Raw genomic sequence first — 19939 nt, 5'->3', positions numbered from 1 at the left:
GACATGAACCGTCCACAAGGTCATGAGACATGGCAACGCGTTTTGAGAGCGTTAAGTGCGAGCCAGTTGGGCTGAGTGGTTACTTGAGGAACAGTTTCCGCAGCCGGGCCGTGGTCAGCAGCATGCCCAGCGCCGTCATCACCAGGTAGTAGCCGATGTGGATGGCCGTGGCGGGCGTGAAGATACCCACACTGATCTGGCGCAGCAACTCCACGCCGTGCCAGAGGGGCATGGCCTGGATGAGCCACTGGATGGCCTGGGGGTAGACGCTGAGCGGATAGAACGTGGCGCTGAACAGGAACATGGGCAGCATGATGAAGTTGATCCAGTCCATCTGCTGGAACGTCTTCAGGAAGCTCGTAATGCCCATGCCCATGCTGGCGAATCCAAAAGCGATCAGCAACGAGGCCGGAATCATCAGGATGGCCCAGGGCGTGGTGATCAGGCCCATCATGCCCAGTACAGCGGTGAAACCCGTGGCATACAGGACGCCGCGCAGGAGGGCCAGGAAGATCTCACCCATGGCCACGTCCAGCGGCCCCAGGGAGGTGTAGAGCATCCCCTGGTACAGCTTGGCGAAGTTCATCTTAAAGAAGACGTTCCACGTGGAGTCGTAGACCGCTCCGTTCATGGCGGAAACAGCCAGCAGTGCCGGTGCGATGTAAGCCGCGTAGCTGATCTCTGCACCGCCCGGCCCCTGCACCGCCCCAACGATGGGTCCGAGTCCGACTCCCATGGAGATCAGGAAGAGAACGGGCTCGAAGAAGCCGGAGAGCATCACCAGCCAGTTGCTGCTTTTGGTGGCCATCAGGCCACGTGAGATCACCGCCTTGGCGTTGCGGGAGTACAGCGGCCCGAACTTTCTGTTGCGGGCGTCTTCGGTGACGCTGTGGCCACCGGTGAGGACGCTCATTGGCCCATCCTTTTGATGAACTGCTGCTTGGTGAGGATCCAGCCCAGCACGGCGAGCGCCAGCAGTACCACCACGTGCACGGCGGTAAGCAGCGGTGGTTCCTGGTAGCCGTACGTGAAGACCCGGCCCAGCTCGGTGCCGTGCCAGATGGGAGAGATCCAGCCGATCCAGCGGACGGCCAGCGGCAGGGTGTCCAGCGGGAAGAAGGTGCCCGAGAACAGGAACAAAGGCATCACGATGAACCGCATGACCAGCGCGAACTGTCCTTTGTCCTCTTTGAGGGACGCCGAGTAGGCCATGAGGGGCAGCCCGAAGGACAGCCCGGCCACAGTTGCCACCACGACGCTGACCCACCCCCAGCCGCTCGGGGACGCTCCGAACAGGGCCACGGCACCAAAATAGATGGCCGACTGCACCAAGAAACGCAGCGTCACAGCAATGATGTGTCCGGCTGCGATCTGCTCCGGTGTCAGCGGCGAGGCGTGCGGACCGTAATAGGTCCGGCGCCACTTGAAGCCGGCCATCACCGGGAAGGTGAACTCGTTGGCCGCCGTCACGACGGCAGCGGACACCAGGAGTGCCGGGGCAATGAAGGCCAGGTAGCTGACCCCGCCGAAAGCCTCGCTTTCGGCCTCCACCAGGGTTGCCAGGCCCACGCCCATCGCGAACAGGTAGGCCACCGGCTGGCCCACGCTGTACATCAGGACTGAGAAGCGATACCCCCACAACACCCGGATAACCTGCTCGGCAAAGTAGAAGGCACCCCACCTCCGGGCCTTGGCAGCGGAGACCTCCGGGCTGTGCGCCCGGGCGGGGGCGGTCAGGCGGGTAGTTTCGGTGGAGCCGGACGCCTCACTCAACAAGGCTCCTCCCGGTGAGCCGGAGGAAGACGTCCTCCAGCGAGGACCTGCGCACCAGCGATGTCAGTGGCCGCAGGCCACGGGATGCCACGTGCTCAAGGGCTGCCTCGCCGTCGTGCGCGTAGATCAGCACCCTGTCCGGCAGCGCCTCGAGGCGTTCCCCGATCCCCTGCAGCTCCGGACCAATGGTGGTGTTGCGCTCGGAGCCGAACCTCAGCTCCAGGACCTCCCGGGTGGAATGCTCCCGGATCAGCTGGGCAGGCGAGCCTTCAGCCATGATCCGTCCCTTGTCCACCACAATGAGCCGATCGCAGAGCTGCTCGGCCTCATCCATGTAATGCGTGGTCAGGATCAGCGTGACGCCCTGCTCCTTGAGACGGAACAGCCGGTCCCACAGGATGTGCCGTGCCTGCGGATCCAGCCCCGTGGTGGGTTCGTCCAGTAGCAGGATCCGCGGCTCATTGATCAGCGAGCGGGCGATGGTAAGGCGCCGCTTCATACCGCCGGAGAGCGCATCCACCTTGGACTTCGCCTTGTCAGTCAGCTGGGCAAACTCCAGCAGTTCGTCGGCTTTGGGCTTCAGGTAGCTCATGGGCAGGCCAAAGTAGCGGCCGTATACCAGGAGGTTATCCCGGACCCTGAGTTCCTCGTCCAGGTTGTCCTGCTGCGGCACCACGCCGAGGTGTGCCCTCACCTCCGGCCCGTGGCTGTCCGGATCCAGGCCCATGATGCTCAGCGTCCCCGAGGTGCGCTGCGTGACACCGCCAATCATTTTCATGGTGGTGGATTTGCCCGCGCCATTGGGGCCCAGCAGCCCGAAGGATTCTCCCGCCTGGACGCTGAAGGAAATGTCGTCGACGGCGGCAAGGTCCCCATACGTCTTCCTCAGGTTTTCCGCTGCGATCACCGCTTGCTGCTTCATGGGGCCGGCTGACGTATTGGAGGAGAGGATGGCTTCATTGTGCACCTCAGCAGACTAGTGGAGCACCTTAGAATGCGGAAGGGGTTTGAGTGAACGTTCACGTACCGACCGGCATTTTTTCGGATTAAGGCAACCGGCCAGCAGAGCAGGGGCGTTTAAAGCCCCGACGGCGGCACCGCACCTTCCGTGGAAGGTGGCGTACCGCCGTCGGGCGTTACAGTTCTCAGCCGTTGCTAGGCGATGCCCGAGCCGCTTTCCTGTGCCAATTGGCGTTCCGCGGCTTCCACCACGTTGGTCATCAGCAGGGCCACGGTCATGGGCCCGACGCCGCCGGGGTTGGGCGAAATCCACCCGGCCACCTCAGCAGCAGCCGGATCGATGTCGCCCTGGACCTTGCTCTTGCCCGTCTCGGGGTCGGTTTCGCGGGTAACACCGACGTCAAGCAACGCTGCGCCGGGCTTCACGTCCGCTGCCTTGACGATGTGCTTGGCACCGGCCGCGCCCACAATGACGTCCGCCTGCCGCAGCAGTTCCGAGAGGTTCTTGGTGCCGGTGTGCGTCAGTGTGACGGTGGCATTCACGGCCCGCCGGGTGAGCAGCAGACCGATGGACCGGCCGATCGTGACGCCACGGCCCACCACCACCACATGCTTGCCCGCGAGGCTGTAGCCGTTGCGCTCCAGGAGTTCGATGACGCCGCGGGGTGTGCACGGCAGTGGTGAGGTGATCTCGCCGTTGACGTTAAGCACCAGCCGGCCAAGGTTGGTCGGATGCAGGCCGTCGGCGTCCTTGGCGGGGTCAATGCGCTCAAGGATCGCGTCGGTGTCCAGGTGCTTGGGCAGCGGCAGCTGGACGATGTAACCGTGGCAGGCGGGGTCCGCATTGAGATCATCAATGAGGGCCTCGACCTGCGCCTGGGTGGCATCTGCCGGAAGCTCCCGCTGGATCGAGTTCATCCCGATTTCCACAGACTGCTTGTGCTTCATGGACACATACAGCTGCGAGGCAGGGTCAGCGCCCACGAGCACCGTGGCGATGCCAGGGGTAACGCCACGGGTCTTCAGAGCCGCCACACGGTCAGCCAGCTCGGATTTGATGGCTGCAGCGGCTGCCTTGCCGTCAAGGATCTTCGCGGTCTGGGCCATGGACGGGTTTACCACTGCTCGTGCTGCGGGTACAGCGGGAAGTCTGCGGCGAGCTTGTCCACGCGGGCCTGGAGTGCGTCCACGTCCGTCGCCGCACCGGTCTTCAGTGCGGTGGCGATAATGTCCGCCACTTCGGTGAACTCCTCGGCGCCGAAGCCGCGGGTGGCCAGGGCGGGGGTGCCGATGCGGAGGCCGGAGGTGACCATCGGCGGGCGGGGGTCGAACGGCACGGCATTGCGGTTGACGGTGATGCCCACAGAGTGCAGGAGGTCCTCGGCCTGCTGGCCGTCCAGCTGGGAGTTGCGCAGGTCAACGAGGACCAGGTGCACGTCAGTGCCGCCGGTGAGGACGGAGACGCCGGCTTCGGCGACGTCGGCCTGGTTGAGGCGGTCGGCGATGATCTTGGCACCTTCCAGGACGCGCTCCTGGCGTTCCTTGAATTCAGTGGTGCCGGCGATCTTGAAGGCCACTGCCTTGGCGGCGATGACGTGCATCAGCGGGCCGCCCTGCTGGCCCGGGAACACGTTGGAGTTCAGCTTCTTGGCCCACTCCTGCTTCGCCAGGATCACACCGGAACGCGGGCCGGCGAGGGTCTTGTGCACAGTGGAGGTGACGACGTCGGAGTGCGGCACCGGGCTCGGGTGCAGGCCTGCTGCCACCAGTCCGGCGAAGTGCGCCATGTCTGTCCAGAGCAACGCGCCCACTTCATCGGCGATGGAGCGGAAGGCTGCGAAGTCAAGGTGGCGGGGGTAGGCGGACCAGCCGGCGATGATGACCTGCGGCTTCTCGGCGATGGCCTGCTCGCGCAGCTTGTCCATGTCCACCCGGAAGTTGTCTTCTTCAACCTGATAGGCGGCCACCTGGTAGAGCTTGCCGGAGAAGTTCAGCTTCATGCCGTGGGTCAGGTGGCCGCCGTGGGCCAGGGACAGGCCAAGGATCTTGTCGCCCGGGGTGATCATGGCGGAGAGGGCCGCGGCGTTGGCCTGGGCACCGGAGTGCGGCTGGACGTTGGCGTACTCGGCCCCGAAGAGGGCCTTGACGCGATCAATGGCCAGTTGCTCGGCAACATCAACATATTCGCAGCCACCGTAGTAGCGGCGGCCCGGGTAGCCCTCGGCGTACTTGTTGGTGAGGACGGAGCCCTGGGCTTCCATCACGGCCCGCGGGGCGAAGTTTTCTGACGCGATCATTTCCAGGGTGCCGCGCTGACGGCCCAGTTCCTGGTCGAGGACTGCGGCGATTTCGGGATCGAGCTCGGCCAGCGACTGGTTGCTGACTGCGGCTGTTGTGGTGGCTGTTGTAGTCACGAAGAACTCCTGGCTAGGGATACGGGCACTGCTAAGGTCAGGCTACCGGCTGGCGCACCACAGCACCCCCTTGATGACAGGGCGTGCAAGTGCGCAGGAAGGCGCTGCATCAAGGAGCCTGCAGCTAAGTCCGGCAAAACATGACCCTCGGCCCAGGCGTACGATCCGTGGTCTTCGTGATTGCCGCTCCCTGGTGGTTAGCCACCCAACGCCAGTTGCGACCCCACCAGACTACCAAAGCCGGCCACGAAACACGCCCGGCCGGCGCGGGTAGGCTGGTACGCGTGAGTGAAGAGCACCTGAACCAAGCGTACGTAGTAACCCTTTCCTGCCCGGACCGCCCCGGAATTGTCCACGCAGTGGCCGGCGCACTGCTGGTGGCGGGGTGCAATATTACGGATTCGCAGCAATACGGAAGCCCCGCAACAGGCAACTTCTTCATGCGCGTGGAAGTCACGACGTCGGCCTCCCGCCCTGAACTTCAGGCCTCGCTTGAGCCGGTGGCCCAGTCCTTCGGGATGCAGTGGAGCCTGAACTCCGTGGGCCAGAAGGTGCGGACCTTGCTGATGGCGAGCACGTCGGCGCACTGCCTTAACGACATCCTGTTCCAGCAGCGCTCAGGCACGCTGCCTATCGAAATCCCGGCGATCGTTTCCAACCACCAGGACCTGGCCGGGCTGGCAGAGTTCTATGGTGTTCCCTTTCACTACATCCCCGTCACGCCGGACACCAAGGCCCAGGCCGAAGACAAGCTGCGTGCCATCATGGCCGAACACGATGTGCAGCTGACGGTCCTTGCCCGCTACATGCAGATCATTTCCGACGAACTCTGCGCGGAACTCACCGGCAAAGCCATCAACATCCACCACTCGTTCCTGCCGTCCTTCAAGGGCGCCAAGCCGTACCACCAGGCCCACGCCCGGGGCGTGAAGCTGATCGGCGCCACCGCGCACTATGTCACCGCCGCCCTGGACGAGGGACCCATCATCGAGCAGGAAGTGATCCGGGTGGATCACGCCCGCACCCCCGAACAGTTCGTGCAGATGGGCCGTGACGTGGAGGGCCGCACCCTGGCCCAGGCCGTCCAATGGCATGCCGAGCACAGGGTCTTGCTGGACGGCAACCGCACAGTGGTCTTCAACTGACAGCATGAACAGCGTTGTGGATCCGTGGACGGAGGAACCCGGCAGCGAGCAGCGCCTGGCCGAGTTCTATAACCGCCTCGCGGCTTCCGGCGCTGACGATCCGCTGGACCCGCGGAGGGCCGAACAGCGCGAGCGGTTTATCACAATGCTCAAGGCCGAGGGCCGGCGCGATGTCCTGGACGTCGGTTGCGGCACGGGCATTGACGGCCTGAAGTTTGTCCAGGCCGGCATCCACTACACGGGCGTTGACCTCGCCGAGGGAAACGTCCGGCTGGCCAGGGCGAAGGGCCTGGACGTCTCCGTCGCGAGCGCGCGGCAGCTGCCCTTCCCGGACAGCACCTTCCCCGCGGTGTGGTGCATGAGCACACTGGTGCATATCCCCGCCAGCGATGTTGACGGCGTCCTGCGGGAACTGGTGCGGGTCTCGGCACCCGGCTCGCCCATCGCCGTCGGCCTCTGGTCCGGAGGTGACGAGGAACTGCTTAACCCAGCCGACGACGCCGAACCCCGCCGGTTCTTCAGCCGGCGAAGTGACGGGACGGTACGGGATGTCTTTGGCCGGCACGGCGTGGTCGAAGAATTTATCACCTGGCCGGAGGGCGAAGGCCCGGAATCAGGTCCCGGCGCAGGGGCGTGGACGCAGCACTACCAGTTCCTCATCCTCCGCACCCCTCCCTCCCCAACTAAGTAGCGCTAACTGCCTTTATGGACCCTCAAAACGGCAGTTAGCGCTACTTAGTTGGGCCAGGGGGTGTCCTAAGGTGGGGGCATGGCTCCTCTTTACGATTTTGCCGGGAACACTCCGGCCGTCCACGACTCCGCCTTTGTTGCCCCCACGGCGTCGATCATCGGCAACGCCAGCCTCGCACAGGACTCCAGCGCCTTTTATGGCGTGTCGGTCCGGGCTGACACCGCGGCAATCAGCGTGGGTGCGGGCAGCAACCTGCAGGACAACGTGGTCCTCCATGCGGACCCCGGTTTCCCCTGCAGCGTCGGCGCCCGGGTCAGCGTGGGCCACGCCGCCGTCGTCCATGGCTGCACCGTGGAGGACGACTGCCTGATCGGCATGGGCGCCACCGTCCTGAACGGTGCCGTCATTGGCGCCGGCTCGCTTGTGGCGGCCGGCGCCGTTGTCCTGGAAGGGACAGTGGTTCCGCCCCGCTCACTCGTGGCCGGAGTCCCCGCCAAGGTGCGGCGGGAACTCAGCGACGAGGAGTTCGAGGGCGTTAAGGCCAACGCGGACCGCTACGTGGAGCTGGCCCGCGCCCACCGGGAGCTTCACGCCCCGTAAAACAGGTCAGTCCAGGCTGATCGGGCCGATCGCTTCCAGGAGCTCGCCGGGTCCGGGGTTGCCCAGCGCGGATGAGCCGCCAAGGTGGTTCACCACTCCCCACACGGCATTCAGGCCGGTGGTGACAGCGCCTTCCGCCCAGCCTGCCGTGAAGGACACGTCGTCGCCGGCGAGGAAGATGCCGCGCTGGCTCTCCGGCAGCCTGTCCTGCTTGAAGTGGCTGAACAGCCTCTGCTGGTAGCGGTAGTGCCCGGGCAGGTTTGCCTTGAACGCGCCCATGAAGTTGGGGTCCGCCTCCCACGAGACGGTAATGGGCTGGCCCACGATATGGCTCGCAATGTCCACGCGCGGGTAGATCTGCTCCAGCGAGTGCAGCATCAGCTCCACGCGTTCGTCGGCGTCCAGCGCCAGCCACTTGAGGGCGTCATCGTTCCAGGTGTAGGAGAGCAGGATCACGGCAGGCTTGTCAGGGCCGTCGTCCAGGAGGTACGTGGCCCGGTTGAGCCGGTCGGTGAGGGTCATGGACAGGACCTCGCGCCCGGTTTCCGGGTCGATGTCCTTCCAGAAGGGCCGGTCCACCATCACAAAGGTCTTGGAGGACTGCATGTAGTGCGAGCGCTCCATGGCGGTCCAGAGCTCCGCCGGGAACAGCGCCTCCTCGGTATGGATGCGCGTGGACAGCAGCCAGGACTGGCAGGTGGTCACCACGGCCGGGTACGTGGCTTCCCGGCCCCAGCGCTCACGGATCCGAAGGTCGCCGCCGGCGTCGCGGCTGATTTTTCCGACGGCGCCGCGGGGCGAGCCTGAATGGAGGGACGCCAGGGACGTTCCGTCCGGCCAGTGCGCCATGCCCGACGGCGTGTGGTGCCACAGTGCCTCGGGAAGCCTTTGCGCTCCCCCGGTGATGAGCCGGTGCTGGTCGTCCGCGTCGGTATAGACAACCCGGAGGATTTCGAGGATGGAGTTGGGGAAGTCGGTGTCCCAGCCGCCGGTACCGAAGCCCACCTGGCCAAAGGCCTCGCGGTGCGCGAAGCCGGCTTCCTTGAAGGACTCGCTGCCGGCGATGAATCCATAGAAGGTCTGTTCATCCATGAGGGGCAGGAGTTCGTTCCAGATCTCCTTGATCCGGGCAGTGTCGCGTGCGCGGATGGCTTCCTGCATCTCGCTGAACTTCGCGCCGTCGTTCACGGCAGCCTTCCACGCGTCGGCCACTTCGCGGAAAAACGGTGGCAGGTCCCGGGCAGTCTCGGCGTAGTGTTTCCGGCCGGCCAGCTCAATCACCGTGCTGGATGTTGCCGGCGCCAGCGGGTTGGGGAAGTCCTGGGTGTCCAGGCCCAGCAGGTCCACGTAGTGGTAGAAGGCCTTTCCGGACACGGGAAACCTCATCCCGCCGAGGTCTGCCACTACCCCGGGGGCGGATGGGAAGTTGGCGGTACGCAGCCGGCCGCCGATCTGGTCTGCCTCATACACAACGGGACGCAGGCCCAGTTTCATCAGCTCATAGGCGGTCACCAGGCCGGACAGGCCGGCGCCGACAACTGCCACCTCAGTGCCGTAGAGCCCGGGCGGAACAGTGCCGAGGCCGGCCGGATGCGCCAGGTAGTGGTCGTAGCTGAAAGGGAAGTCCGGGTTCAGCATGGTGATGGGCGCTGCCGGGACACCATATTCGCCCGGGCCGGGCGCCGGGGCTGTGGCCAGTCCTGAAGAAGTACTTGACGGGTCGGAGGCCGGCAGTTCGGTGGCGATGGTCATGAAATCTCTGCCTTCGTCGGTTCGGTGGTGGACAGTGGTGAAGATTCCCGCGCGCTCAGCTCACGGTATTCCTCGTGGCTCATTGCCGCCACCCTGGAGTTCCGGCGTCCGTAGCCGAAGTAGGCGGCTACGCCCACCAGCATCCAGACTCCGAAGACCAGCCAGGTGTCCGCGCCAAGGTTGAGCATGAGGTAGCCGCACATCGCGGCGCCCAGGATGGGGGTCAGCGGGAAAAGCGGAACGCGGAACGTGCGCTCAAGTTCGGGGCGGGTGCGGCGCAGGTAGATCACGGCCACGTTGACCAGGGCGAAGGCGAACAGCGTGCCGATGCTGGTGGCATCAGCCAGGGCACCCAACGGGACAAGCCCGGCAGTGAGCGCGACGGCGATGCCCACCAGCAGCGTACCGGCCACGGGGGTGCCGGTGCGGCGGGAGACGCGGCCGAAGATCTTAGGAATCAGGCCGTCACGGGACATGGAGAGCAGGATGCGGGTCTGGCCGTAGAGAACGGTCAGCACAATGCTGGCGATGGCCAGGACGGCGCCCACGGCAAAGACCAGCGCGATCCAGGGCTGCCCCGTGGTTTCCTCGAGGATCTTAACCAGCGCGGCTTCGGTGCCGTCGAACCAGCCCCAGGGCCGCGCGCCGATGGCAGCTACCGCCACCAGGACGTAGATGGTGGTGACGATCACCATGGAGAGCATGATGGCGCGGGGCAGGTCCCTTTTCGGGTTGCGGGCTTCTTCGCCTGCGGTGGAGGCGGCATCAAAGCCGATATAGGAGAAGAAGACACTGGAAGCCGCGGCGGAAACGCCGGCAGCGCCCATGGGCAGGAGCGGTTCGAAGTTTCCGGCGTTGAAGGCGGTGAACGCCACGGCACAGAAGAAGACCAGGATGCCAACCTTGATGACCACGATCGCGGTGTTGATCCAGGCGCTTTCCTTGGCGCCCTTCACGAGCAGGAGCATGGCCAGCACCACAATGACCATGGCCGGGATGTTGACCACACCGCCGTCGCCGGGCGGCTGGGAAATGGCATCGGGAAGTATCTGCCCAAACACCGCGAGCGTCTCGTTGACGTACTGGCCGGCGCCAACGGCAACAGCTGCCACCGAGACCGCGTACTCCAGCACCAGGCACCAGCCACAGATCCAGGCCATCCCCTCGCCCATGGTGGCGTAGCTGTAGGAGTAGCTGGAGCCGGCAACCGGGACCAGGCCGGCCATCTCGGCGTAGGACACGGCGGAAAGCAGCGCGGCCAGTCCGGCGATGGCAAAGGAAATCCAGATGGCCGGCCCGGCCAGCGGGACCGATTCGCCCAGGATGACCAGGATGCCGGTCCCGAGCGTGGCACCGACACTGATCATGGTCAGCTGGAAGACACCGAAGCTGCGCACCAGTTTGGTGCCGTTGTGGCCTTCGTCGGCTTCGGTGACCATCTGGCCGATCGGCTTGCGGCGCAGCAGTTGCGCACCCAGGCCGGGACGGCCGGCTGTACGTTCCGGCGTCGGCCGGGAGAGTGTGGGCACAGTCATCGTTGACGTCCATTCAGAAGTAGTTGTCGGTTTCCCTCGTCCAGCGTAGGGGTGTGAGCCGTATCTCAGGGATGTGCAAAGTGACCTATAGTTGGCAGGCATGAGACGTAATGCACCACAGGCGAAGGCCTCTGAACCGATTCGACCGGGCTCCGCTGGCCGTGCCGATCCTTTGCCGTCCACCCCCACTGAACGGTTGGATGCCGTCACCCTGGGCCAGTTCCTGGCCGCCCTTCCCGCGGACCTCACCGTCATTGTTGACGCCGGAAACAGTTCGGCACCGCTGCGGTGGGTGGAGCCGAGTGAACTGGAAGACCCCACGCCGTACCTGCTGGACGGCGAGTTCGTCCTCACAGCCGGACTCCCCTTTCTCGAAAGCGGCGGCGACGGGCACAGCCGGGAAACCAAGGAAGAGCTGGCAGACGCCTATGTCCGGCGGCTGGTGGATGCCGGTGTTGCCGCCCTTGGATTTGGCCTTGAGCCGTATTTCGACGCCGTTCCGGAGCCGCTCGCCGCAGCGTGCCGGAAGTATGGCCTCACCCTTGTTCAAATCCCCGGCTCCCTGCCTTTCGCTGCCCTTGGCCTGGAGTTCTCCCAGCTGCTTGAGTCCGGAAACGCCAGGGTCTTCCGGCAACTCGCTGACACCAACCGGCAGCTGATGCGGGCGGTGCTTTCGGCTCGGCCCGAACATGAACTCCTGTCCGCGCTGGCCCAGCGCGTTCCGGTCTGGGCGCTCCTGATCGGCGCCGACGGGCGAGTCCGAGCCAGGGCGGCGGCGGCCGGAACGGCCGCAGGCAAGGAATATGCCGCAAGCAAGGAATCTGGCGGCGGCAAAGAAGCGTCAGGCTCAAAGGAAACGGCCCCCGCTACTCCGACCGGCACAGCCGGGGGTGCCGGCGTCGAACTCTCCCTCCTGCAGCCGATGCTCAAGCGATTGCTGGCAGGCAAGGGCCCGCGGGTGGAAACCGAATCCTTCGACATCCCCGGCGCCGCACAGGTCTTCGGCCACCCGCTGCGGAGCACCAGGGACGCCACCCTGGGTGGCCTTGTCCTGGGCACAGACAAGCCGCTGACCGCCGCGCAACACAGTGTTGTGTCGTCCGTGGTGGGGCTCTTGGAACTGCTGGTCCGGCAGCGAACCAGCGGGTCGCTGGCTCCCAGCCAGCTGGCCACGGCCCTGCTGCTTCATCCGGAAAGCCTGGTCTCTGGCAGCACCAGGCAGCTGAACGTGCTGAAGGACCTGCTGGCACAGAGCGTATCCGGAACCAGGTCCGGCCAGCTCCGGGTGGTCCAAGGGGTGCGGGCGGATGCGCAGCTGGAGTCGCCCGCCGACGGCCCCGTCAGGGAGCTGCTTCAATGGCGCCGGCTGTTCGACACCAAGATGGTGGAGCTGACCGATTACGGGTTTGCCGCAGTCACCAGGCTCAGGGTGGACGAACCGCTGCTGCAGGAAGTGGAGCGGCTGGGGTGGCGGCTCGTCGTGGGTGATCCGACGGAGCTGAGCGGACTCCCTGAGGCCTACCAGCGTGCGGCAGCACTGCGTTCCAGGGTCCAGTCCACGGGCAAGAGCGTCCGGGTTGACGAGGTCACCTGGTCTGTCACCGGGCTCCTGGGCCGGGAGGCCGGCAGCATGCTTGCCGCCAGGCTCCTGGAACCGGTCCTCAATCAGGAGCCCGAGCGCCGGCGTTCACAGCTGGCGCTCCTGAAGTCATGGCTGAGTGAAAACGGAAACTGGGATGCCACCGCTAAGGTCCTGGGGCTGCACCGGAACAGTGTGCGCCGCCAGATCACAGCCCTGGCCGAAGTGCTGGACATGGATCTGGGCCGGGCCCAGGTACGGGCCGAACTCTGGATCGCCCTGCAATACGTCGACGGCGCTGAAACGGACCGGTCTCCGGAGGCAGGGCTTCAGAGCCCCCAGGACCGGTAGAGGTCCGGCCGACGTTCCTCGAGGTAGGGCACCACTGCCCGGGCCTGCCTGGCCGCGTCCGGGCCAACCTCCGCAAAGAGCAGCTGGCTTCCTTCGCCCGCAGCTGCCAGCAACGCGCCGTCCGGACCGGCAATGACGCTGCCGCCCAGGAAAAGGCAGCCGTCCTCCATGCCGGAGTGGTTTGCGTAGGCGATGGTCAGCTGGCTTTCCAGCGCGCGGGCCCGCAGCAGCACCTGGGGCACCGCCTCAAACCCGTGGGCCAGGGCCGTGGGAACCAGGAGGAGCTCGGCGCCGCTGACAGCTGCAGCCCGCACGATTTCGGGGAACTCCACGTCATAGCAAATCACCATGGAGGTCGGAATTCCGTTGAAGTCGACGACGGCGGGACGCTCCCCTGCGGGACTGAACGCAGCGCGCTCCTCATCGCCAAACAGATGCACCTTGGCGTAGTGAATTAGCTCATTGCCCGCGGCATCCAGCAGCGTGGATGTGATGTGCCAGGCACCGCCGGCAGTGACTTCCGGGAGGCTGTAGACCAGTCCGATCCCCCACCGGCGTGCAATGCCGGCAAGGCCGGCCCGGATACCCGGCAGCCGGGCGGGGTCCAGCCCGGCCCGGAGTTTGCGCGGCGCGTAGCCCACAGGGAACAGCTCAGGCGTCACCAGGACCACTGCCCCCGCCGCGGCCGCTGACCGCGCCGCTGCTTCCACGGCGGCACAGTTTGCCTCCACGTCCAGTACGGCAGAGTTTGCCTGCATCAGCGCCAGCAGCACCTTTACCACCTCACGACCTCGGGGCGGACGCAGGAAAGCGTCCGCTTGTCCCAGCCTAGCCACGGCCGTGCTCCGGCGATCCGGTGCAGATGGACCCGAAACAGCCCGTAGGCGGGCGTTTTGCCCGCGGCAGGTGGTTGGAAGGTCACCCCCAACCCTCCCTCAGCTTTCGCATACTTTTCCCAACCCTCCCTCAGCTTTCGCAGGCAATTCCCAAAGCCTCACTCACCTGAATGAGAGGATGGCTGTCATGAATGCGCCCATTGCCACACCGTGGCTGTCCAGCCAGCCCGAGCAGGACCCGCGTTCCGCCACCGGAGCCCCTTTGCGGTGGGGAGTCATCGCCACCGGGGCCATCGCCCGGGCCGTTGCCCAGGATCTTTCGCTCCTGGCTGATGCTGAGCTGCACGCCGTGAGCTCCCGGGACCAGGCCACCGCGGACGGTTTTGCGGGAACCTACGGTTTCGCCAGGGCTTACGGTGACGACGACGGCGTGCCCGGCTACCAGCGTCTCCTCGCCGACGACGCTGTGGACGTGGTCTACGTCGCCACGCCGCACGCCCAGCATCACCGGATTGTGCTGGCCGCGCTCCATGCCGGCAAACACGTGCTCTGCGAAAAGGCCTTCACCATCAACGCCCGGGAGGCCAGCGAACTGATCGAGGTCGCCAGGAGGCAGAAACTCTTCCTCATGGAGGCCGTCTGGAGCCGTTTCCTTCCGAGCATGCAGCGCGCCTTCGAGATAGCCGCTTCAGGCGAGCTGGGGGACGTCCACTGGGTCACTGCCGATCTCGGCTTCCCCGCTCCCTACTCGCCCACCGCCAGGCTCTGGTCCCGGCATGACGGTGGCGGCGCGTTGCTGGACATCTCGGTGTACCCGTTGCTCTGGGCCCTGGGAACCTTGGGATTTCCGCAGACGGTCAGTGCCACGGGCTTTATCAACGACGACGGCGTGGACGCACAGAATGCGCTGACCCTTGGGTACCACCACGGCGCCCAGGTGCAGCTCACGTCCTCACTTTTGGCTCACGGCCCCCGCACGGCCACCGTCGCCGGAAGCCTCGGCTACCTTCAGAGCGTTGGTTCCATCAACAATCCGCGTGAACTGCGGATCGGCATCGGACGCGGAGCGCCCAGGAGCGAGGCGTTCGACGTCGTCGGGCTGGGCTATGCCTACGAGCTCCGCGAGGTGACCCGCTGTATCCAGCAGGGCCTGACCGAAAGTCCGGTGATGCCCCTTGATGACTCCCTGAATACGATGCGCCTGTTCGATGGAGTACGTGCCCAACTCGGCGTCAGTTACCCCAATGATGCATTTGAACCCCGCCAATAGCCCTGTGAATATGCCGAGCAGAAGCTGTCAAGGCAAATAACAGGATCTTCAAGTTCTCCATGAACTCGTGACAATGTTAGTCAATTCGGTGGGATTAACTTCATTTTCTCTAGACTTGCGCAACAACCCGGTCTTACGCTGTAGAAATCGTCGGTTTCCACGATACGGGGGGTGTCACGCATGGCTAAAGCTCTATCGCCATGGCGCGTTCTCCGGCCGGTTTTGCTGGCCGGCGCCGCTACCCTCACGTGGCTGACCTTTTCGACTTCCGCCGCTACGGCTGACACCGCAACAGATCCAGGTTCCTTGCTGGGCGGCCTGACGTCTTCTGTTTCGTCCCTTTCGGCACCCCTCACTGGAACCGTTAGCCCGGCACCCGCGGCAGCAGTGCCGGCGCCTGCGCACGCCGCGGCTCCTGCTTCCGTCTCCCCGGGTCTTGTGAAGTCTGGGCTAGGAAGCGTTGCGGGTGCAGCCGATCAGTTGGTCGCGGCAGCGCCTGTCGTCAACAGTTTGGCGCCGACAGGCACTGTTTCGACAGTCTCGGCTCCCGTCGCCGCTGTCGCGGATGAAGCCGCGGCCGGGCTGGTGAACGCTGTCGCCCCGCCGCTCAGTGAAGCAGTGCCTGTGCTTGAACCGGTGCTGCAGCCTGTTGCGGATGTTGTGAGCGGCGTGAATCCCCTGCCGGTCTCGCTGCCCGCCCTGGAGGTACCAGCCATCGGTTCCTTGGCTGGGGCGGAAGTACCCGCTGGCGAGCTCGTAGTTGGCGACGCGTCAGCGGCCAACCCGGCATCTATCGCCGTCGAGGGTACCGATGACGTCAACGCCGGAGGCGCTGCTCTGGCCTGGCCAGTATCGTCACAGCCCTTAGCTGGCATGTCTGCCGTATCGGCGTCCCTCGCTGGCGTCCAGTCAAGTCAGGCGGATGTCCCAGGCAGCGGCGATCCATCGCCCCTCTCTGCCCTCGCGCCTGCAGGACCGTCGTCGGGAGTCGGGAGTGGCTCCTCGGCCTCCGGTGCCTCAGGTTCGGCGGCCTGGGTGGATGCCTTTGGTCTTTACCTTCCGCTCGGTGGCGCGTACCCCATCAGCGGATTCTCTGAGCATGCCCCTTCGCCGGTGTCATTCGACCCCGGCTCTTCTCCTGACTAGTTGCGGCCCTTTCTGCCCCTTCGCGAGCAGAACACGGCCATCTGGGTGGCTCACGAGCGCCCAACAACAACTTCTCAGGAGACAACATCATGCATTGCATTCTTCGCAGAGGGCTGCTTAGCACCCTCTTCGCCGGCGGGCTGTTAGCCCTCGGCGCCACCGCAGCCAGCGCTGCGGACACAACAAGCGGAGCGGACCTCACCGCATCCGCCCAGGTCTCAGCGGCGACATCCGCTGCTCCGACGTCGTTGGGCCTGCTGGGTGGTCCAACGCCGTCAGAAAGCGCGAATGTCGCCGCTGCAGTAGACGTGACCGTGAACAGCGGTGCCGTCGGAACCGAGGGCAACACCGCCCTCGCTGCGGCCGCCGACGTCGCCATCGGCCTCGGAAACGCCACCACCGGAACCGTCACCGACACCACAGCGGACGTGGCAGCAGCCGCCGACGTCGCCATCGGCCTCGGAAACGCCACCACCGGAACCGTCACCGACACCACAGCGGACGTGGCAGCAGCCGCCGACGTCGCCATCGGACTCGGAAACGCCACCACCGGAACCGTCACCGACACCACCGCCGACGTGGCAGCAGCCGCCGACGTCGCCATCGGCCTCGGAAACGCCACCACCGGAACCGTCACCGACACCACCGCCGACGTGGCAGCAGCCGTTGACCTCGGCCTCGGCCTCGGAAACGCCACCACCGGAACCGTCACCGACACCACCGCCGACGTGGCAGCAGCCGTTGACCTCGGCCTCGGCCTCGGAAACGCCACCACCGGAACCGTCACCGACGCCACCGCCGACGTGGCAGCAGCCGCCGACGTCGCCATCGGCCTCGGAAACGCCACCACCGGAACCGTCACCGACACCACCGCCGACGTGGCAGCAGCCGTTGACCTCGGCCTCGGCCTCGGAAACGCCACCACCGGAACCGTCACCGACGCCACCGCCGACGTGGCAGCAGCCGCCGACGTCGCCATCGGCCTCGGAAACGCCACCACCGGAACCGTCACCGACACCACCGCCGACGTGGCAGCAGCCGTTGACCTCGGCCTCGGCCTCGGAAACACCACCACCGGAACCGTCACCGACGCCACCGCCGACGTGGCAGCAGCCGTTGACCTCGGCCTCGGCCTCGGGAACGTCACCGACGCCACCGCCGACGTGGCAGCAGCCGCCGACGTCGCCATCGGCCTCGGAAACGTCACAGACGGCACAGGCACCACCGCCGACGTGGGCGCAGCCATCGACCTGGGCCTCGGACTGGACACCGTGGGTCTGTTGGATGATGTCACCACCGGTATTGGTGGATCAGTGATCATCGGCGGCGGTACCGACGGTACAGGCACACCGGGTACGGGTACGCCGGGTACAGGCACACCGGGAACGGGTACCCCGGGGACCGGAACTCCCGGCACCGGGACCGGATCCACCGGCGGAACCGATCCCACCGTACCTGGTAGCGGAAACGGACCTGGTAGCGGAAACGGACCAGGTAGTGGAACCGGAACGGGCGGAACCGTCACAACCGGAACGGGCACCGGCAACGGTACCGGCAGCATCACGGTTGTCCCGGCAGGTTCGGTTTCGGCCGGAACCGTTGCAGCTGCAGGAGCAACCACAGCCACTTCTGCTCAGGGTTCCAACACACTGGCCAAGACGGGTATTAATGCATCGCTGGTCCCCTTGGCCCTGCTGCTCCTCGTGGCAGGACTGCTGATGTTCTGGCGGCGCAAGACCTCCTGAACAAGGCGCTCCATCTGAGCCCGAATGGGCAGCAATGAGCTCTCAACGTCGCTGCCCTTAGCGGCACCGGAATTTTGGAAAGGAGGTGAGGCTCCCGCGTAGGCCGATAATTCAGCACAGGTCCTTGTGACCGGTGGTCCGTCTGCCAGGCTTTATCCTGGCCTTGCAGACGGACCGCCGGTGTGCCGGGAATGCGCTGTTCAGTCATATGATCAGCACGGCGTTTCAGACCCTCGGAGCGCCGGCTCAAGTGCGCCTGCCGGACCGTATAATTTAGTGCAAGATAGTGCCGCAGCGCACCCAGGAGGGGGACGGATCATGGTGGCGGATTCGCCTAGCTCCATCAGGAATGAAGTGGTCGGCGGACGTTATCGACTGGGCGAAGTAATCGGCCGCGGCGGCATGTCTTCCGTGTACTGTGCGCGGGATGAGAACCTTGGCCGTGACGTGGCCCTGAAGCTCTTTGCACCGCAGGCTCCGGACACCGAAGAACTCAAGCGCCAGGAAGCGGAAATCCAGCTGCTGGCAACGCTCAACCATCCCAGCCTGGTGACACTTTTCGACGCTGGAATCGACACCCGCATCCCAGATGAACCCCGACCGTTCCTGACCATGGAGCTGGTTGAGGGCCAGGACCTCAGAAGCCGCATCAGACACAGCACGGTCCCCCTGGACGAACTGGCCGTCATTGGTGCCGGGATTGCTGACGCCCTGGCCTACGTTCACGGCCTTGGCATCATCCACCGCGACATCAAACCGGCCAACATCCTGCTGGTGCAGATCCGGCCCGGGGAACCCCTGCGTCCGAAACTGACGGACTTCGGCATCGCCAGGATAGAGGACGGGACCCGCCTCACGGCTACCGGCACCATGGTGGGAACGGCGGCCTACCTCAGCCCCGAGCAGGCTATGGGCGCCCCGCTGTCACCTGCCAGCGACATCTACTCATTTGGCCTTGTGCTCCTCGAATGCATCAAAGGCACAGTGGAGTTTCCCGGCAATGCGGTGGAATCGGCTGTGGCCCGGCTGCACCGCGCGCCGGAGATTCCGGAGGACCTCCCACGCGAATGGGCTGACCTGCTGCGGTCCATGACGGCCATTGAACCGATGGAACGCCCCGCGGCCGCCGATATTGAGAGGGTCCTCAGGCAGGCGCTCGTGTCGCCCGCGTCCACACCCGGAGAACTTGAGCCGGAAGCCACCCTGGTACTGCCGGCCATGCCGTTCAGGCCGCCATCCATCACGCCAACTCACAGTTACCCCACCATCTCCCCGGAATCCACGGGTGAACCTTTCGCTGAGGCGGAAGCAGCCGGCCAGCCCAGGTCCGCAGCACCGGCCGAGCAAGCCTCGGGCCGCCGGTCAGCAGGCAAGGACCCGCTGTGGTCGGGGATGCGGCTCAGCGGTAAACGTCTGTGGATTGCGGCCGTCCTGCTCGTATTGGCTGCCGTGGCAGCGGTTGCCGCGGTGACCGCCAGCCTGCTGCCCACGCAGTCAACGCCCGACGTCGTCCCCTACCCCACAGTCAGCGGCACCTTGGGTGACCATCTCAAGGAACTGCAGAAGAGTGTGGAACCGTGATCTTTTCTGAAAAGAGCCGGTGGCGCCAGGGGCACCGGCTCGCGGCTCCGATTGCCGCCGCCCTCCTGCTCACCGCTGCCCTGGCCGGATGTGGTCCGGCGGATCCAGATCTCGAGCGCGAGGCAGCCCGGACGCTCCAGGAGAGAGTGCTGAGTCTGACGCAGGCTGCCGCAGCCAGTGACCATACCACTGCCCTGAAGACGCTGGATACGTTGGAGTCTGATCTAGCCGCCGCCGTGACAAGCGGGCAGGTCTCAGAAGACCGCAGACGGACCATTATGACTGCCATTACCGCAGTCCGCGCCGATTTGGCTTCCGCGGCAGCTGCGGCTGAAGCCGCTGCCCAGGAGGCCGCAGCCAAAGCGGCTGAGGAGGCGGCAGCCGCAGAACGGGCTAAGGCTGAAGCAGAAGCCGCTGCCAAAGCTGCCCAGGAAGCTGCGTCCCCGGCACCAGCCCCGGCGGACAACGGCAAGGGCAACGAGGACAAAGGCGAAGAAAAAGGCAAGGGCAAAGACGACTGACGCGAAGATGGGAGCTGCTGTGGTCTACGACGGCGGCGCT

General features: G+C 65.5%; 17 protein-coding genes and 1 riboswitch. Of the genes, 9 read left to right on the top strand and 8 right to left on the bottom strand.

The window, feature by feature from the left end:
- Window positions 1-79: 79 nt before the first annotated feature.
- The 5 genes from M1E17_RS06435 to glyA form a co-directional block, all read right to left on the bottom strand.
- Window positions 80-913 (bottom strand): ABC transporter permease, encoded by an 834-nt coding sequence (locus M1E17_RS06435; RefSeq protein ID WP_457966240.1) that lies wholly within the window; start codon window positions 911-913, stop codon window positions 80-82.
- A complete protein-coding gene (locus M1E17_RS06430; protein ID WP_457966239.1) occupies window positions 910-1773 on the bottom strand; it encodes an ABC transporter permease in 864 nt (287 codons plus the stop codon). The genes M1E17_RS06435 and M1E17_RS06430 overlap by 4 nt, the downstream gene beginning before the upstream one ends.
- The gene (locus M1E17_RS06425; RefSeq protein ID WP_457967596.1) at window positions 1766-2695 is read right to left on the bottom strand and encodes an ABC transporter ATP-binding protein; all 930 of its coding nucleotides are present in this window, start codon (window positions 2693-2695) and stop codon (window positions 1766-1768) included. Before M1E17_RS06425 ends, M1E17_RS06430 begins: the two co-directional genes overlap by 8 nt.
- 233 nt (window positions 2696-2928) lie before the next feature.
- Window positions 2929-3840: a bifunctional methylenetetrahydrofolate dehydrogenase/methenyltetrahydrofolate cyclohydrolase gene (locus M1E17_RS06420; protein ID WP_457966238.1), complete on the bottom strand. Its 912-nt coding sequence runs from the start codon at window positions 3838-3840 to the stop codon at window positions 2929-2931.
- An 8-nt stretch (window positions 3841-3848) separates the two neighbouring features.
- Window positions 3849-5147: a serine hydroxymethyltransferase gene (gene glyA, locus M1E17_RS06415; protein WP_457966237.1), complete on the bottom strand. Its 1299-nt coding sequence runs from the start codon at window positions 5145-5147 to the stop codon at window positions 3849-3851.
- Between the two features lie 143 nt (window positions 5148-5290).
- Window positions 5291-5376: riboswitch (ZMP/ZTP riboswitch) on the bottom strand.
- Between the two features lie 55 nt (window positions 5377-5431).
- On the opposite strand from glyA, the gene purU reads away from it, so the two are divergent.
- The 3 genes from purU (at window position 5432) to M1E17_RS06400 (ending at window position 7583) form a co-directional block, all read left to right on the top strand.
- A complete protein-coding gene (gene purU / locus M1E17_RS06410) occupies window positions 5432-6292 on the top strand; it encodes a formyltetrahydrofolate deformylase (RefSeq protein WP_457966235.1) in 861 nt (286 codons plus the stop codon).
- A gap of 4 nt (window positions 6293-6296) precedes the next feature.
- Window positions 6297-6983, top strand: a complete 687-nt coding sequence (locus tag M1E17_RS06405; protein WP_457966233.1) for a class I SAM-dependent methyltransferase — start codon at window positions 6297-6299, stop codon at window positions 6981-6983.
- 78 nt (window positions 6984-7061) lie between these two features.
- A complete protein-coding gene (locus M1E17_RS06400) occupies window positions 7062-7583 on the top strand; it encodes a gamma carbonic anhydrase family protein (RefSeq protein ID WP_457966232.1) in 522 nt (173 codons plus the stop codon).
- Window positions 7584-7589: 6 nt separating this feature from the next.
- Here the strand turns inward: M1E17_RS06400 and M1E17_RS06395 are convergent, their stop codons facing one another.
- Window positions 7590-9335, bottom strand: coding sequence for a flavin monoamine oxidase family protein (locus tag M1E17_RS06395; RefSeq protein WP_457966230.1), 1746 nt, complete (start codon window positions 9333-9335; stop codon window positions 7590-7592).
- Window positions 9332-10870 carry an amino acid permease gene (locus M1E17_RS06390; protein ID WP_457966228.1) on the bottom strand — a complete coding sequence of 513 codons (1539 nt, stop codon included), beginning with the start codon at window positions 10868-10870 and terminating at the stop codon, window positions 9332-9334. Before M1E17_RS06390 ends, M1E17_RS06395 begins: the two co-directional genes overlap by 4 nt.
- Before the next feature lie 100 nt (window positions 10871-10970).
- Here M1E17_RS06390 and M1E17_RS06385 point away from each other — a divergent pair, with 100 nt between their 5' ends.
- On the top strand, window positions 10971-12800 hold the full coding sequence (locus M1E17_RS06385) for a PucR family transcriptional regulator ligand-binding domain-containing protein (protein WP_457966226.1): 1830 nt from the start codon (window positions 10971-10973) through the stop codon (window positions 12798-12800).
- Here the strand turns inward: M1E17_RS06385 and M1E17_RS06380 are convergent.
- Window positions 12779-13558 carry a nitrilase-related carbon-nitrogen hydrolase gene (locus M1E17_RS06380; RefSeq protein ID WP_457966224.1) on the bottom strand — a complete coding sequence of 260 codons (780 nt, stop codon included), beginning with the start codon at window positions 13556-13558 and terminating at the stop codon, window positions 12779-12781. The genes M1E17_RS06385 and M1E17_RS06380 overlap by 22 nt on opposite strands.
- Window positions 13559-13823: 265 nt before the next feature.
- Here M1E17_RS06380 and M1E17_RS06375 point away from each other — a divergent pair, with 265 nt between their 5' ends.
- The 5 genes from M1E17_RS06375 (at window position 13824) to M1E17_RS06355 (ending at window position 19899) form a co-directional block, all read left to right on the top strand.
- On the top strand, window positions 13824-14906 hold the full coding sequence (locus M1E17_RS06375; RefSeq protein ID WP_457966222.1) for a Gfo/Idh/MocA family protein: 1083 nt from the start codon (window positions 13824-13826) through the stop codon (window positions 14904-14906).
- Window positions 14907-15086: 180 nt separating this feature from the next.
- Window positions 15087-16052, top strand: coding sequence for a hypothetical protein (locus M1E17_RS06370; protein ID WP_457966220.1), 966 nt, complete (start codon window positions 15087-15089; stop codon window positions 16050-16052).
- Between the two features lie 89 nt (window positions 16053-16141).
- Window positions 16142-17797, top strand: coding sequence for a hypothetical protein (locus M1E17_RS06365; protein WP_457966218.1), 1656 nt, complete (start codon window positions 16142-16144; stop codon window positions 17795-17797).
- A 318-nt stretch (window positions 17798-18115) separates the two neighbouring features.
- Window positions 18116-19378: a protein kinase domain-containing protein gene (locus tag M1E17_RS06360; protein ID WP_457966217.1), complete on the top strand. Its 1263-nt coding sequence runs from the start codon at window positions 18116-18118 to the stop codon at window positions 19376-19378.
- Entirely contained in the window at window positions 19375-19899 is a 525-nt protein-coding gene (locus M1E17_RS06355; RefSeq protein ID WP_457966215.1) for a hypothetical protein, read from the top strand. The genes M1E17_RS06360 and M1E17_RS06355 overlap by 4 nt, the downstream gene beginning before the upstream one ends.
- Window positions 19900-19939 lie beyond the last annotated feature (40 nt).

It is taken from the genome of Arthrobacter sp. D1-29, from assembly GCF_054130585.1.
Note: the sequence above shows the minus strand (reverse complement) of the source record. Positions and strands in the feature narration are given on the sequence as shown.